Source organism: Pseudomonas sp. GM78 (assembly GCF_000282475.1).
Classification (GTDB): domain Bacteria; phylum Pseudomonadota; class Gammaproteobacteria; order Pseudomonadales; family Pseudomonadaceae; genus Aquipseudomonas.
Genome location: NZ_AKJF01000042.1, coordinates 1 through 14,035 on the forward strand (window position 1 = coordinate 1; position 14,035 = coordinate 14,035).

At 62.0% G+C, this 14,035-nt stretch carries 16 protein-coding genes and 1 pseudogene; 13 read left to right on the top strand and 4 right to left on the bottom strand.

Annotated features, from left to right (window positions below):
* Positions 1 to 167, bottom strand: a pseudogene (locus PMI35_RS35155) (FAD-dependent oxidoreductase); the annotation flags it as partial.
* Positions 168 to 273: 106 nt separating this feature from the next.
* Positions 274 to 996: a GntR family transcriptional regulator gene (locus PMI35_RS27150; RefSeq protein WP_008055733.1), complete on the bottom strand. Its 723-nt coding sequence runs from the start codon at positions 994 to 996 to the stop codon at positions 274 to 276.
* A gap of 390 nt (positions 997 to 1,386) precedes the next feature.
* On the opposite strand from PMI35_RS27150, the gene PMI35_RS27145 reads away from it, so the two are divergent.
* The 10 genes from PMI35_RS27145 to PMI35_RS27105 all read left to right on the top strand — a co-directional run bounded on the left by PMI35_RS27145 (position 1,387) and on the right by PMI35_RS27105 (position 10,523).
* Positions 1,387 to 2,706: an NAD(P)/FAD-dependent oxidoreductase gene (locus PMI35_RS27145; RefSeq protein WP_032831372.1), complete on the top strand. Its 1,320-nt coding sequence runs from the start codon at positions 1,387 to 1,389 to the stop codon at positions 2,704 to 2,706.
* A gap of 162 nt (positions 2,707 to 2,868) precedes the next feature.
* On the top strand, positions 2,869 to 3,846 hold the full coding sequence (locus PMI35_RS0132230; RefSeq protein ID WP_008055735.1) for a sensor histidine kinase: 978 nt from the start codon (positions 2,869 to 2,871) through the stop codon (positions 3,844 to 3,846).
* Positions 3,843 to 4,496 carry a response regulator transcription factor gene (locus PMI35_RS27140; protein WP_008055736.1) on the top strand — a complete coding sequence of 218 codons (654 nt, stop codon included), beginning with the start codon at positions 3,843 to 3,845 and terminating at the stop codon, positions 4,494 to 4,496. Before PMI35_RS0132230 ends, PMI35_RS27140 begins: the two co-directional genes overlap by 4 nt.
* A gap of 98 nt (positions 4,497 to 4,594) precedes the next feature.
* The gene (locus PMI35_RS27135) at positions 4,595 to 4,969 is read left to right on the top strand and encodes a response regulator transcription factor (protein WP_008055737.1); all 375 of its coding nucleotides are present in this window, start codon (positions 4,595 to 4,597) and stop codon (positions 4,967 to 4,969) included.
* A 130-nt stretch (positions 4,970 to 5,099) separates the two neighbouring features.
* The gene (locus PMI35_RS27130; protein WP_008055738.1) at positions 5,100 to 6,302 is read left to right on the top strand and encodes an NAD(P)/FAD-dependent oxidoreductase; all 1,203 of its coding nucleotides are present in this window, start codon (positions 5,100 to 5,102) and stop codon (positions 6,300 to 6,302) included.
* 71 nt (positions 6,303 to 6,373) lie between these two features.
* Positions 6,374 to 6,634 carry a hypothetical protein gene (locus PMI35_RS27125; protein ID WP_008055739.1) on the top strand — a complete coding sequence of 87 codons (261 nt, stop codon included), beginning with the start codon at positions 6,374 to 6,376 and terminating at the stop codon, positions 6,632 to 6,634.
* A gap of 278 nt (positions 6,635 to 6,912) precedes the next feature.
* Positions 6,913 to 7,812, top strand: a complete 900-nt coding sequence (locus PMI35_RS27120) for a heme/hemin ABC transporter substrate-binding protein (protein ID WP_008055741.1) — start codon at positions 6,913 to 6,915, stop codon at positions 7,810 to 7,812.
* Positions 7,813 to 7,862: 50 nt separating this feature from the next.
* Positions 7,863 to 8,846 carry a FecCD family ABC transporter permease gene (locus PMI35_RS27115; RefSeq protein WP_162135896.1) on the top strand — a complete coding sequence of 328 codons (984 nt, stop codon included), beginning with the start codon at positions 7,863 to 7,865 and terminating at the stop codon, positions 8,844 to 8,846.
* Positions 8,846 to 9,613 (top strand): heme ABC transporter ATP-binding protein, encoded by a 768-nt coding sequence (locus PMI35_RS27110; RefSeq protein WP_008055744.1) that lies wholly within the window; start codon positions 8,846 to 8,848, stop codon positions 9,611 to 9,613. Before PMI35_RS27115 ends, PMI35_RS27110 begins: the two co-directional genes overlap by 1 nt.
* A gap of 25 nt (positions 9,614 to 9,638) precedes the next feature.
* Positions 9,639 to 10,523, top strand: coding sequence for a ChaN family lipoprotein (locus tag PMI35_RS27105; RefSeq protein WP_008055747.1), 885 nt, complete (start codon positions 9,639 to 9,641; stop codon positions 10,521 to 10,523).
* A 36-nt stretch (positions 10,524 to 10,559) separates the two neighbouring features.
* Here PMI35_RS27105 and PMI35_RS27100 read toward each other — a convergent pair whose 3' ends face one another.
* Positions 10,560 to 10,949, bottom strand: a complete 390-nt coding sequence (locus PMI35_RS27100) for a c-type cytochrome (protein ID WP_008055748.1) — start codon at positions 10,947 to 10,949, stop codon at positions 10,560 to 10,562.
* A 192-nt stretch (positions 10,950 to 11,141) separates the two neighbouring features.
* On the opposite strand from PMI35_RS27100, the gene PMI35_RS27095 reads away from it, so the two are divergent.
* From PMI35_RS27095 to PMI35_RS27085, 3 genes are all read left to right on the top strand, one after another.
* Positions 11,142 to 11,891, top strand: a complete 750-nt coding sequence (locus tag PMI35_RS27095) for an SDR family oxidoreductase (RefSeq protein WP_008055749.1) — start codon at positions 11,142 to 11,144, stop codon at positions 11,889 to 11,891.
* A 44-nt stretch (positions 11,892 to 11,935) separates the two neighbouring features.
* Positions 11,936 to 12,340, top strand: a complete 405-nt coding sequence (locus PMI35_RS27090; RefSeq protein WP_008055750.1) for a cupin domain-containing protein — start codon at positions 11,936 to 11,938, stop codon at positions 12,338 to 12,340.
* A 185-nt stretch (positions 12,341 to 12,525) separates the two neighbouring features.
* Positions 12,526 to 13,047, top strand: coding sequence for a phage infection protein (locus PMI35_RS27085; RefSeq protein ID WP_238543140.1), 522 nt, complete (start codon positions 12,526 to 12,528; stop codon positions 13,045 to 13,047).
* Positions 13,048 to 13,153: 106 nt separating this feature from the next.
* On the opposite strand, the gene PMI35_RS27080 is transcribed toward PMI35_RS27085, so the two are convergent.
* Positions 13,154 to 13,984 (bottom strand): oxidoreductase, encoded by an 831-nt coding sequence (locus tag PMI35_RS27080; RefSeq protein ID WP_008055752.1) that lies wholly within the window; start codon positions 13,982 to 13,984, stop codon positions 13,154 to 13,156.
* Between the last annotated feature and the right edge of the window lie 51 nt (positions 13,985 to 14,035).

Genomic DNA, 14,035 nt, shown 5'->3' on the forward strand with positions numbered 1-14,035 from the left:
TTCAGCGCCAGCTGACGCGCTGCCGCAAGTCCCGTGAATCCCGCACCCACTACCACCCAACGGGCGGTACGGGAACCAAGGAGCGCTGGACGAGCGACCCTGGGTTGGCTGAGGTGAAACCAGCCACATGTAGCGTCATCTGCCGGTGTGTTTTTGACTTTAGTCATTTTCGCGACCTGGTTCTCTTATATTTGTACTTGCCAAAAGCATCCCTTGCGCTCGATGTCATCAAGCCTCATGGCGTGCTCATGCGATTGACATCGGTGTTGCCTGTTAAAACGTCAGCGCCACAACCAGACCTTCCGGCGCGGCGTATTCGGACATCCGGCGACGGGACAACTCCAGATGTGCGCGCGCAGTCTCCCCGGCCACAACCGGATCATGGTTTTCAATGGCACTGATCATGTCGTCATGCTGCTGGGCTGCCAGCTCCAGGTCTTCCTGCATGTCCACCGTCGTGGGGTGGCGATAGAAGATCTTGCCCAGCCGCGCATGGTCGATCAGCAGGCGTTGCAAGCTCGGCATCAGATAGGCGTTGTGCGCCATCCTGCCGATCTGTAAATGGAATTTGTCATTGAACAGCACCCGTTTCTCGACATCCTTTTCCTCAATGGCTGTACGAAAAAACGCCTGGATACGTTTCAGCTTTGCGATTTCGGAAGAGCTTGCGTGGACGGCCGCCAACTGGGTGGTAGCGATGTAAATCAGTGGGGCCGCCAGGAAAAAGCTGCGCAACGATTCATGACTCATGGACGACACGCGGGCGGCCCGATTCGCTTCGAGATCGATGTAACCCTCTGCCGCCAGCTGGCGCATGAGTTCTCGCACCGGAGGGCGAGACAGACCGAACTCGTCACACAAGGCCTGCTCATCCACCACCGCGCCTGGCGTCAGCTCCATATTGAGGATCCGCCGGCGCAGCGCTTCTCCCAGCACGGCTTTACGATCAATTGGCAACACGACGGGGGCCTGCTGATCGCGTTCAATTGTGGCCATTTAGAATCCTTCATACGGGTGCGTGAGGGTGGTCTGCTGCCTGTGTCCAGACTATATGACAGCATTATTCTTTGTGTCTACAATTAAAATACACAGAAAATATCATCGCCTCGCGCAATCGACGAATGGTGGTGCCCACCACCACGGGGTCGTTTTTCAGAATTGCCAAGCATGGAGGGCCATCCCTCAGAGGACGCAAATTGACGGCGTGCAAAAACGATAATACATTGTGTATACACAAAGTATTTTCCCGTTGAAAAGAGTTGAGTTTGCATGACAGTTTCAAGAAGAAACGTACTCATTGGTGCAGGTGCCGGCGCTGGAATCATTGCTGCCGGAGGTGCGACAGCACTGCTGCGCGACGGCGTGCCGAATGAACCTGATTCATTACTGCGAATCGGCTCGCTGCCTTCGGATGATGCAACCCCTGGCTGGTTCCACACGAGCCGCCATCGCCAACCACAACCGCCCCTGGTCGGCGATGCCAAGGCACCCTGGGTGGTGGTCGGTGCCGGGTTCACCGGGTTGGCGGCAGCCCGTCAGCTGGCGCTGAACTTCCCTGATGAAACGGTCATTCTCGTGGAGGCGCAGCAGGTCGGTTTCGGTACCTCCGGCCGCAATGCCGGCTTCCTTATCGACGTGCCCCATGACATCGGCGCACCGGACTACATCGGGGATCCGACAAATGCCAGGAATGTCCTGGCGCTCAATCAAAGGGGGCAAGGCATACTTCGTGACCTGGTTGACCAACACCACATCGTCGATGCCCAGCTTCGTCACTCGGGCAAGTACCAGGCGGCCGTCGAGGACAAAGGCATTGCCGTGCTCAATGCTTACCGTGGCGGCCTGGAAAAGCTGGGTCAACCTTGTGAGTTGATCGAGGGTTCGGAGCTGCGAGATCACATTGGCACCTCCTTCTATCGGAAGGCGCTGTACACCCCCAACACCATATTGGTGCAGCCGTCGGCGCTGGTGAAAGGCCTGGCCGATTCCCTGCCCGAGAATGTGAAACTGTACGAAGATACGCCGATCACAGCGGTCGACTATGGCGAAAAAACCGTCCTGCATCATCCTACCGGCCGAATCACAGCTGACAGGCTCGTGTTGGCGAACAACGCTTTCGGCGCCTACTTCGGCTTCCTGCAAGGAAAGATGTTGCCGATCTTCACCTATGGCAGCCTGACCCGCCCCCTGACACAAGCCGAGCAGGCCAGCATCGGCGGCAAGGAGTTCTGGGGCGTGATCCCGGCCGACCCGTTTGGCACGACACTGCGCCGTACCCATGACAACCGGATCCTGGTGCGCAACAGCTTCAGCTTCAACCCCGATGGGCGCGCCAAGACCAACTACACCAACAAAGTTCGCCCGGCCCACCGGCTTTCGTTCGAGCGACGTTTCCCGACACTGGCGAACGTCGAGTTCGAGCATACGTGGGGCGGCGGATTGGCAATGACGCGCAACGGTGCGGGCTTCTTCGGTGAGCTAAGGCCCAACGTCTACGGCGCACTGGGCTGCAATGGATTGGGCACAGTACGCGGCACCGCCACCGGAACGCTGCTGGCCAACCTGCTGGCAGGCAAACGCGAAAGCCTGACCGAGTACCTCCTGGCCGCACCGAAGCCAAACTGGAACCCGCCACAGCCGATGCTGTCGATCGGCGTGAACTTCACTCTGCGAAAAGGTCAGTACGCTGCCGGCCTCGAAGCCTGAAGCGCCGACAACCGGAACCAGTTCCACCTGTTTGCGACAAACGCCAAGGCTGACGCCTTGGCTGTTTTCTCGGGTTTTTTGTCCTAACGGAATGAGATCGCGTGCTTCTAGGATACCGCACCGATTCTCCGCTCCCAGCCCGACCAAAAAACCGAGGCGCGCATGCTCGATCCCCGGACAAAAAATCCTGCCTACGCCCGTAGCCCGCATCCCCTTCTAACATTCACCGGCAGCAAGATCGTGGTCGCGCTGTTCTGCCTGCTGGTGCTGACGTCGATGTGCCTGCACCAGGGTGGCTTTTACCGCGGGGAATCGACCGCGGACTTGCTGCACAGCCTGACTGTGCTGGCGGCGATCATCTTTGTGGTACTACGCAGCAAACAGGCCGAAGAAGCACTGTGCCGCGCCCAGGCCCAACTGGCCCATGTCACCCGCGTGACCACCCTGGGCGAACTGGCGGCGTCCATCGCCCATGAAGTCAATCAACCGCTGGCGGCAATCGTCAGCAATGGCGAAGCCTGCCGTAACTGGCTGAGCCGCCCGCAACCCAACCTGGTCGAAGCACACCAGGCACTGCAGCGCATCATCGCCAGCGCCCATCGAGCCAGCGAGATCACCCGCCACGTTTGGGCCTTGTCGCGCAAATGCGACCCGCTGCGCCAGGACGAATCGCTCAACGACATCGTCCGCGAGACCTTGGGCCTGCTCCGCTGCGAACTTGCCCATCACAAGATCAATCCGACAATCGAGCTGGGCGCAATTGCCGGCCAGGTCAGTGCCGATCGCGTGCAACTGCAGCAAGTCATCATCAACCTGATCATCAACGCCTGCCAGGCCATGGACACGGTAGGCGCCGCACAACGGGCTCTGCTGATCCGCACCTGGGTGAAGGACAACGAGGCCGTGCTGGAGGTGACCGACCAGGGGCCGGGGATTGCCGCCGACGTCTTGCCGCGGTTGTTCACACCGTTCTTCACCACCAAGGAAAAAGGCCTGGGCATGGGGCTTTGCATTTGCCGCTCGATCATCGATTTCCACGATGGCCGGATCTGGGCTACCAGCACAGCGGGCCAGGGCAGTTCGTTTGTGTTTGCCCTGCCGATCCGGGTCGCCATCCAGCCCCCTGGGAACCCACCATGAACGAACGACACCCGCTCATCCAGATCAATCACACCGACTCCATGGTGTTCATCGTCGACGACGATGCGCCGCTGCGCGAATCCCTCGGCAGCCTGCTGCGCTCCATCGGCCTGCGGGTCGAGCTGTTCGGCGCGGTCGCCGACTTCATGAAATACCAGCGCCCGGACACCGCCAGTTGCCTGGTACTGGATGTGCGGTTGCAAGGCAGCAGCGGCCTGGACTTTCAACACGAACTGGCCGCCGCCGGCATCAAGGTGCCTATCGTGTTCATCACCGGCTACGGCGACATCGCCATGACGGTGCGGGCAATGAAAGCCGGCGCGGTAGATTTCCTCACCAAGCCGTTTCGTGAGCAGGACCTGATCGATGCGGTGTGTGCCGCCCATGGCCGGGACAGACAGCGTCGCGAGTCCGAGCGCCATGCCGAACAATTGCAGGCGCGCCACCAGACGTTGACCCCAAGGGAACAAACGGTGATGGCGCTGGCGACCTCGGGCTTGATGAACAAGCAGATCGCCGGGGAAATCGGCCTGAGCGAAATCACCGTGAAGATCCACCGCGGCCAGGCCATGCGCAAGATGGGCGCGCGTTCCTTTGCCGACCTGGTGCGCATGGCCGAGGTGGTCTCGGCCCGGCCCCCCAGCCGATAACCATACCCACGTATACTGTGCAGCCTTCGAGGACGGCGTATCTTGCAATAATGGCGCAGTGCCTCTAAGTGCTCTGCGTGACTACGCAGGACATCACTATGCACAACGAGGCAATGATTGCCGTAGTCGATAACGATGAGTCGGTTCGAATGGCCCTGGACAGTTTATTGCGGTCCAGAGGCTATACGGTGCGCACCTACTCGGGGGCGCATGAATATCTCTTCTCCGATGGCCCGCTTATTACCTCTTGCCTGATCTGCGATATACAAATGCCGGAAATGGACGGGATCACGATGTATGAAGATCTGGCGGCCAGGGGCATGCATATCCCGGTCATCTTCATCACCGGCAACCCCTCTGCGCAGCGCATGCCGGGCCCTCAAGCCATGAAGCCGATTGCCTTTTTCCCCAAGCCCTTCTCCATCGAAAAGTTGCTCGCCTGTATCGAAACGGTACTTGAGCGGCGCCACTAACACTTTGGTATGGCCCGCTAATACTTACTCATACCTGGGCTGACCCTATGTAGCAGTGCCCGCGTTAACCCCCTCGAATAACATCAGTGCCTGATCAAGCCGCCCTCGATTGTTCTTCAGGAGCTAAACAATGAAACAGCAAATCTTGATTATTGGTGCAGGATTCGGTGGGGTCTGGAGCGCGTTGAGCGCGGCCCGCCTGCTGGACAAGCACGATCGAAACGACGTCGAGATCACCGTGTTGGCGCCCCAGGCCGAGCTGCGGATTCGTCCGCGCTTCTACGAGCCTGACGTGCACACCATGAAGGCACCTTTGAACGAACTGTTCGATGCCGTGGGGGTGAAATTCGTCAAGGGTTCGGCCGAGGTCATCGACGAACACAGCAAACAGGTCAGCTACACCAACGCCGCGGGCATCCAGGGCACGCTGGGCTACGACCGCCTGGTGCTGGCCGCCGGCAGCAAGCTGATGCGTCCGCCGGTCGATGGCATGCTTGAGCACGCCTTCGATGTCGATGAGATCGAATCCGCCACGCGCCTGGAGGCTCACCTCAAATCCCTGAAGGACAAGCCGGTCAGTGCCGCCCGCAACACCGTGGTGGTGGCCGGCGGTGGTTTCACCGGGATCGAAACCGCGACCGAAATGCCGGCGCGCCTGCGTGCCGTGCTCGGTGAAAACGCCGACATCCGGGTCATCGTGGTTGATCGTGCCCCGCAAGTGGCCGCCGCCCTGGGCGATGGCATTCGCCCCTCGATCGTCGAAGCCTCGCAGCACCTGGGCATCGAGTGGGTGCTCAACGCCACCGTCGCCGCGGTCGATACCAACGGCGTAACCCTCGCCGATGGCCAGCGCATCGAGTCCAACACGGTGATCTGGACCGTTGGTTTCCGTGCCCACTCGCTGACCGAGCAAGTGCAAGGTACTCGCGATCATCAGGGTCGCCTGCACGTCGATCAGCACCTCAAGGTGCGTGGCCACGCCGATGTGTACGCCAGCGGCGACGTGGCGTATGCCGCCACCGATGACCTGGGCAACTTCGCGGCAATGTCCTGCCAGCACGCCATCGCCCTGGGGCGTTATGCCGGCAACAACGTCGCCGCCGAGCTGTTGGGTGTCGAACCTATGCCCTACAGCCAACCCAAGTACGTGACCTGCCTGGACCTGGGTGCGTGGGGCGCGGTGTTCACCGAGGGCTGGGATCGCCAGGTCAAGCTGGTGCGGCACGAAGCCAAGGAACTCAAGACCCAGATCAACACCCTGTGGATCTATCCGCCGGCGGCTGACCGTGCCGTGGCGCTGGCGGCGGCCGACCCGTTGATCCCGGTGGCCTGAAGACCATCGACGGCCGTGGCAACCACGGCCGTCACCACCCACCCTGACACTGCAAGTCGCAGGTAAACGACATGTATGGTTTTTTCGAGCATCCGTATCGGGTCTTGAAGTTGTCCCACGTCATGCTGATCGGCGGGCTGCTCGCACTGGTCGCCGGGGCCATCCTGGCCTACGGCCTGGATCAGCATCTGTCGCTGCCCAGCCTGGTGTTGGCCCATGCCCTGACGATACTCGGCCCGACCGCCATCAAGCTCGGTTATGTGATGCGCTTGCTGACGCTCAATCGCCTGCGGCGCCAGCCACTCGGTCATCCACCTGGCCTTGCCGGGTGATGTGAAGTTTCGCCTGTAGCCCGGCCAGCCCACTCCTTGCTGGCCCGGGACCTTTCCCAAGCGCCCGCCACTGGTTTTCTGGCGGGTGTTTTTTCTTCAGGCCTGTAGATACTCTGTTCACGGCGCAGAACTCGACAGTGGCGTGTGCGCAAACCGGGCGTCAATGGCATCATCACCCGCTTCGAAGGTTTCGATGTCGACGGTGAACGGATCCTCCAGCTGTTCGACGTACCCTGGCCGAAACCGCCACCGTCCTGATCGACTAAGGAAGCGTCCTGATGCGTATCAAATCATTGCTGGCCTGCGCCGGCGTGCTCCTGAGCCAAATGGCCGTGGCCGACAACCTGCCCCAGCGCTGGGTCAGCGCCGGTGGCGCGTTCAGCGAGTGGGTGGTCGCCCTCGGTGGCGAAAGCAAGCTGGTGGGTGTCGACAGCACCAGCCAGCACCCGCGCTCATTGCACAACCTGCCAAGCATCGGCTACCAGCGGGCGCTGGCCGCCGAAGGCATTCTGGCGTTGAAGCCGGACATCCTGGTGGGCAGCGATGAAATGGGCCCGCCGCCGGTACTGGCGCAACTCAAGGCTGCCGGGGTGCGCGTCGAGCTGCTGTCGGCCAAGGCCGACGTGCCTTCGTTGCAACACAACCTGACCGAGCTTGGGCAACTGCTTGGCAATCCGGCGCAAGCACAGGCGCTGATGGCCGGTTATCAGCAACGCCTGGAACAACAGGCGGCGTGGGTCAGGCAGGTGCAACAGCACACCCCCGCCCCTCGAGTGTTGATGCTGCTCAACCATGCGGGTGGCAACCTCCAGGCCGCCGGCAAGGACACCCTGGCCGCCTGGATGATCGATCAGGCCGGCGGGAAAAACCTCATCGAACACAATGGCTACAAGCCGGTGTCCAATGAGGCGATGTTGGCCCTGGACCCACAGGTGATCGTTTTCGCCAGTAGCAAGCTGGAAGGCGATGCCGCGCGGACAGCGCTGCTCGAGCAGAATCCGATCCTGGCGCAAACCGCGGCCGGTCGCGAAGGCCGGGTGCTGGTGATCGACCCGACGCTACTGGTCGGCGGCCTGGGTCCGCGGGTGCCGGACGCACTGAGCACACTGTCAAAGGCGTTCTATCCGTCGGCACCGCTGCAGACTGCCGAGCTTCAGGCAACAGAGAGCACCCGATGACGGCCATCGTTCGGCCACGGCCGATGCTGATTACCCTGGGCCTGTTGTTGCTGCTGGTGTTCTGGCTGTCCCTGGCCCTGGGGCCGGTCAGCCTGCCGCTGGGCGATACGCTGCTGGCCGGGCTGCGGCTGCTTGGATTGCCGGTGGATGGCGGCGACAGCCAACAGGCGCAGCTGATCCTCGGTCAGATACGCCTGCCGCGCAGTTTGCTGGGCATCGCGGTCGGCTCGGTGCTCGCGTTGTCCGGGGTGGCCATGCAAGGGTTGTTTCGCAATCCGCTGGCGGACCCGGGGTTGGTCGGGGTGTCTGGCGGCGCTGCGCTGGGCGCCGCGGTGGCCATTGTCGGCGGCAGCCTGCTGGGCGGTTTACCACCTGCCATCGAGCCATACCTGTTGTCGGTGTGCGCCTTCGTCGGTGGCCTGATCGTCACGGCAGTGGTCTATCGCTTCGGCCGCAGCGACGGCCAGACCAACGTCGCCACCATGCTCCTGGCAGGCGTGGCGATGACGGCCATGGCCGGGGCCGGGGTTGGCCTGTTCACTTACCTGGCCGATGACGCCACCCTGCGCACCTTGACATTCTGGAACCTGGGCAGCCTCAACGGCGCCAGCTACCCGCGCCTGTGGCCGTTGCTGATCGTGGCGGTGGGCGTGGCGTTGTGGCTGCCTAGGCGCGCGGCGGCGCTCAATGCGATGTTGCTAGGGGAGTCCGAAGCCCGTCACCTGGGTTTCAATGTCGAGCGAATCAAGCTTGAACTGGTGCTGTGCACCGCGCTGGGTGTGGGCGCCGCAGTGGCAGCGGCCGGCCTGATCGGTTTTATCGGCCTGGTGGTGCCGCACCTGATGCGCCTGCTGGTCGGCCCCGATCATCGGGTGTTGCTGCCGGCTTCATTGCTGGCCGGTGCCAGCCTGTTGTTGCTGGCCGATCTGGTCGCCCGTTTGCTGCTGGCACCGGCCGAGTTGCCGATCGGCATCGTCACCGCGCTCATCGGGGCACCCTTCTTCCTTTATCTGCTGGTACGGGGGCGCTCCTGATGCTGCGGGCCAACAATTTGCTGGTGCGGCGCGGCAATCGCACCGTGCTGGCGGACATCGATATCCAGTTGCATCCGGGCCAGGTCCTCGGCGTGCTGGGCCCCAACGGCGCCGGTAAAAGCACCCTGCTCGCCGCCTTGTGCGATGAGCTGCCGGCCAACCAAGGCACAGTCAGCCTCGACGAACGCCCCCTGGCCGACTGGCCGGGTCAGGAGCGGGCCCGGCGCCTCGCGGTATTGGCCCAGAGTTCGAGCCTGAACTTTGCCTTCTCGGTCAAGGAAGTGGTGGGCATGGGCCGCCTGCCCCATGCCAGTGGTCGCGTGCGCGATGCCGAAATCGTCGCAGAGGCGCTGAGTGCCGCCGACGCCCTGCACCTGGCGGGACGCAGTTATCTGGCCTTGTCCGGTGGCGAACGCCAGCGCGTGCACCTGGCGCGGGTACTTGCGCAACTGTGGCCGGGGGCCGAGGGGCAGTCCCTGCTGCTCGACGAGCCGACCTCGATGCTCGATCCGCTGCACCAGCACACCATCTTGCAAGCGGTGCGTGATTTCGCCGGGCGCGGTGCAGCGGTGCTGGTGATCCTCCACGACTTGAACCTGGCTGCACGTTACTGCGATCAGTTGCTGCTGTTGCAAGAGGGTCGCCCGCACGCCTACGGTCCACCAGATGAAGTCCTGACCGCCGAAGCGCTGGAAGCGGTGTACGGGCTGCAAGTGCTGATTCACCGGCATCCGGAGCGTGGTCATCCATTGATAATCGCGCGCTGATAGCCGCCATCTAAAAGGAAAACCGATGCGCATTGTGCTGTTATGCCTGATCAGCTTGCTGGCTGCGTGCCAATCCCACTCCGTATCGCCGCCCCCTGCAGCGATTTCTCCGCAAGGCCGCGATCATGCCGATCTGGGCGTGATCCGCGAACTCGCCAGCGGCCGCACCCTCACCCCGCAAGAGCTGGTCGAACGCCTGGCGGTCGAACCGCGGGTGCTGGTCGGTGAACAACACGACAACCCCGATCACCATGCCTTGCAACTGTGGCTGCTGCGCCAGCTGGCGGCGCAACGTCCGCAAGGCAGCCTGCTGATGGAAATGCTCAACCCCGACCAACAGGCAAACGTCGATGGGGCCCAGGCCGCCAGCCGGGCCGGCCAACCGCCGGCAGACCCGTACCAGGCACTGTCCTGGCAGGCCAATTGGGATTGGGGCGTCTACGGCGCACTGGTGACTTACGCCCTGCGCCAACCTTACCCGCTGCTGTCGGCCAACCTGGACCGGGCGCAGATCATGCAGATCTACAAGCAGCGGCCGACGCTGGATGGCGAGGCCTCGACCAGCCAACAGGTGCAAGCGACATTGCTGGACGACATCCGCGAGTCCCATTGCGGCATGCTCCCAGAGGCGCAAATGCCGGCGATGCTCGCGGTGCAGCAACAGCGTGACCGGCGCATGGCCGAGCGCCTGCTGGCGGCGCCGACGCCTGCGCTGTTGCTGGCCGGGGCGTTCCATGTGCGCAAGGATCTGGGGGTCCCGCTGCACCTCAAGGACCTGGGCGCCGGTGAAGGCAATGCGGTGCTGGTGTTGGCTGAGGTGGGCAAGAACGTGAGCACCGACAGCGCGGACTACGTGTGGTATACGGCAGCGCAGCCGGAGCAGGATCATTGCGCGACATTTGGTCGTTAAACAGCAAAAAGATCGCAGGCTGCGATCCTTTAGTCTTCAGGGTGCCGGAAATGTCTCTATGTAAGCCAACAAATCATCGATCTTCTCCTGATCGCTGATCCCCCAGAAAATCATCCGCGTACCCGACACCACCGCTTTCGGGTCCTCGATGTAAGCCGCCAGTTTTTCCCGGGTCCAGACAATGCCCGATGACTTCATCGCGTCGGAGTACTGATAGTCCGTGGTGCTCCCGGCAACCCGTCCGATAACACCGTTGAGTTGCGGACCAAAAAACGCCCGCGCCGACTCACCGATCTGATGGCAGCCGCCACACACCCGCTTGAACAGTTTGCCGCCCGCCTCGGCATCGCCCTGCGCATTCGCCTGCGTGGCGAACAGACCTGCACCGAGGGTCAGGACCAGGGTCATCACGGCCGCTTTGTTCATTACCAGCTCCAGCCTGCAGCGAAAAAAATGGCCGCCATTTGAGCATGACCAAGGCCCCAAACCGAAGCTTTTCAGACGCACATGGCCCAAGCCTGCCGTCCATCCCGCCAACCAACGCCCCGCTGACGCCCGCCTAGACTAGCTACTCACAACGCGCGTGGCATGCCCACACCAACAGACGGAGGCTCAATCATGAAAATTGTCGTCATCGGCGGTACCGGCTTGATCGGAACACAACTGTGCAAACTCCTGCGCGAAGGTGGCCATGATGTGGTGCCCGCCACGCCGAGTACCGGCGTCAATGCCGTCACCGGGGAAGGATTGCAGGCCGCCCTGCAAGGCGCCGAGGTGGTGGTGGACGTCGCCAACTCCCCCTCGTTCGAAGATGCCGCCGTGCTCGATTTCTTCGAAAAATCCGGGCGCAACCTTGCCGCCGCCGAGAAGGCTGCCGGGGTCAAGCATCACATTGCGCTGTCCGTGGTGGGCACGGAGCGGATGCTCGAAAGCGGCTACTTTCGCGCCAAGATGGCCCAGGAGGAATTGATCAAGAACGCCGGTGTGCCCTACTCGATCCTGCGCGCCACGCAGTTTTTCGAATTCATTGGTGCCATCGTCCAATACAGCATGCAAGGCGACAGCGCTCGCTTGACCTCGGCCGCCCTGCAGCCGATTGCCTCGGCCGATGTCGCCGCGGCATTGGCCAAAATTGCCGTGGCGCCGCCCACTGGCAAGACCGAAGAGGTGGCGGGTCCCGACAAGCAACCTCTGGTGTCGTTTGCCAAAACCTATCTGCAACACAACGGGGATCCGCGCGAAGTGATCACCGACGATAGCGCCGGTTACTACGGCGCAGTCATCAACGACCAGTCACTGACACCGGGCGCCAATCCGATCCTCGGCAAGATTCACTTCGATCAATGGCTCAAGAGCACCAATGCCTGACAGGCAAAGACTGGCACCCGCCCTCCACTCTCAAGGAGCGTCCCATGCGAACCCCCGTTCTTCTCGCCCTGTTTGCGCTGTCCTTCACCGCCACCGCAGCGGCCCTGGCCGCCGAAGCTCCGCCTCCGGATGTCAAGGAGGTGTCGGTCACGGCACTGCCCGACTACCCTGGCAAGGAAGTCATGATCCTCACCGTCGAGTATCCACCAGGCGGCGCCGACCCGGTCCATCGGCACGACGCCCACGGCTTCGTCTATGTGCTCGAAGGCACCATCGTCATGGGGGTCAAGGGTGGCAAGGAAGTCACCCTGACACCGGGACAAAGCTTCCACGAAGGTCCCGAGGACATCCACACCGTGGGCCGCAACGCCAGTCAGGACAAACCGGCCAAATTCGTCGTCTTCCTGTTGAAGGATCAGAAAAAGCCTCCGGTCCTGCCTGCCGAATGAGCATCGCCGGCCATACCTGGGTATGAGTGGTTAATACCTGGATGTTCGTCTGGACAACCCATGCATGAGTGACGCGATTTTTCAGCCAATTAAGATGCAGGCATCGAATGTCAGGGCTGCAATAGCCCGCATTCATGCCTGCCCGATTGTTGCTTGAACAATCCCGTGACCCATAGGTGAACATGATGAACACCCCCAACCTTGCATTAGGCATTGCCCTCTTTTCAGCCCTCGGTTTTATCGCGGCGAACGCACAGGCTGCCGAGGCTGGAGCCGGAACTGCCAGCGCCGAAACCGCGGCCCACAACGTTGCCGAAGGCGCTACCGACCGCATCAAGGAAAGACAGCTGGCCGAAGACGGCGCCGATCGCCTCAAGGGGAACCAGGTTGCTGAAGGTGGCGCCGATCGCCTGAGAGAACGACAGCTCAAACAGAATCAGGTCGCCGAAGGCGGTGCCGATCGCCTGAGAGAACGGCAACTGGCCGAAGGCGGTGCCGATCGCTTGAGAGAACGGCAACTGGCATCGGACGGTTCCGAGCGCCTGAAGCAAAACAGCGTGGCAGCGGGCGGTTACAACGCGATGCGCGGTACACGGGTGGCGGAAGGCGGCTCCGATCGACTGCGGCAAAATCATTATGCCGATGGCAGCAATGGCTACGATGCCAGCTCCGACGTCATGCCCTACTTCTGCATGGAATGCCGCTGACAGGTTTTCGTCGGCCGCCCGGAGCAAGCCCGCGCCTGCAACGGCAAATACCCTGCACAAAAAATCCGGAGCCCTGTGAAGGGGTCCGGATTTTTGTTCCCTGCAATCAGTCGTGGAAATCGGTAGACAGTGCCAACTCGTTCCACTCGGCCAGTTCCTGGGCGACAAAGCGGTTTTTCGCTTCGATGCGCGCGATGGTATCGCTGCCCAGTGCCAGTCGTTGTGGCGGCTTCGGCGCATTGACCAGGGCCAGCATGGCCTCGGCGAATTTCACCGGATCGCCCGGCTGGGCATGGTTGGCGGCTTCGGCATGCTTGCGCATGGCGCCCACGGTTTCATCGTAGTCCGGCAGTTCCAGCGCGGTCTTCACCAGCGACTGCTCGTCGAGGAAGTCCGTGCGGAAGAAGCCCGGCTCGACCACCGTGGCGTGTATCCCCAGCGGCGCCAGTTCCTGGTGCAGCGCTTCGGTAATACCTTCTACCGCAAACTTGGTGGAACCGTAGACACCCCAGCCCATGTAGGCCTGGTAGCCGCCGATGGAAGAAATGTTGATCACATGCCCGCTGCGTTGACGACGCATGTGCGGCAGCACCGCCCGGGTCACGTTGAGTACGCCGAAGACGTTGGTGGCGAACAGACGCTCGGTCTCGCTGGCGCTGGTTTCCTCTACCGCCCCCAACACGCCAAACCCGGCGTTGTTGATCAGCACATCGATGCGGCCGAAACGCTTGATGCCTTCTGCCACGGCCTGATGCGCCTGCTCCTCGCGGGTCACGTCCAGGCGCACGGCCAGCAGGTTGGGATGGTCGCCGAGCCTGGCGATTATTTCTTCGGGTTTACGGGCCGTGGCAATCACCGCGTCGCCGGCACGCAGAGCACGTTCTGCGATGAGAGTACCAAAACCGCGGGAAGCACCAGTAATGAGCCAAGTACGCATTTCAACTCCTCCTGTCAGCGACCCGAGCGTTATTGCCGGGCCTTCTTGATG

Coding starts and splice junctions, on each gene's coding strand:
- PMI35_RS27150 (WP_008055733.1), bottom strand. CDS start 996: ATGGCCACAATTGAACGCGATCAGCAGGCCCCCGTCGTGTTGCCAATT.
- PMI35_RS0132230 (WP_008055735.1), top strand. CDS start 2,869: ATGCTCGATCCCCGGACAAAAAATCCTGCCTACGCCCGTAGCCCGCAT.
- PMI35_RS27140 (WP_008055736.1), top strand. CDS start 3,843: ATGAACGAACGACACCCGCTCATCCAGATCAATCACACCGACTCCATG.
- PMI35_RS27135 (WP_008055737.1), top strand. CDS start 4,595: ATGCACAACGAGGCAATGATTGCCGTAGTCGATAACGATGAGTCGGTT.
- PMI35_RS27130 (WP_008055738.1), top strand. CDS start 5,100: ATGAAACAGCAAATCTTGATTATTGGTGCAGGATTCGGTGGGGTCTGG.
- PMI35_RS27125 (WP_008055739.1), top strand. CDS start 6,374: ATGTATGGTTTTTTCGAGCATCCGTATCGGGTCTTGAAGTTGTCCCAC.
- PMI35_RS27120 (WP_008055741.1), top strand. CDS start 6,913: ATGCGTATCAAATCATTGCTGGCCTGCGCCGGCGTGCTCCTGAGCCAA.
- PMI35_RS27110 (WP_008055744.1), top strand. CDS start 8,846: ATGCTGCGGGCCAACAATTTGCTGGTGCGGCGCGGCAATCGCACCGTG.
- PMI35_RS27105 (WP_008055747.1), top strand. CDS start 9,639: ATGCGCATTGTGCTGTTATGCCTGATCAGCTTGCTGGCTGCGTGCCAA.
- PMI35_RS27100 (WP_008055748.1), bottom strand. CDS start 10,949: ATGAACAAAGCGGCCGTGATGACCCTGGTCCTGACCCTCGGTGCAGGT.
- PMI35_RS27095 (WP_008055749.1), top strand. CDS start 11,142: ATGAAAATTGTCGTCATCGGCGGTACCGGCTTGATCGGAACACAACTG.
- PMI35_RS27090 (WP_008055750.1), top strand. CDS start 11,936: ATGCGAACCCCCGTTCTTCTCGCCCTGTTTGCGCTGTCCTTCACCGCC.
- PMI35_RS27085 (WP_238543140.1), top strand. CDS start 12,526: ATGAACACCCCCAACCTTGCATTAGGCATTGCCCTCTTTTCAGCCCTC.
- PMI35_RS27080 (WP_008055752.1), bottom strand. CDS start 13,984: ATGCGTACTTGGCTCATTACTGGTGCTTCCCGCGGTTTTGGTACTCTC.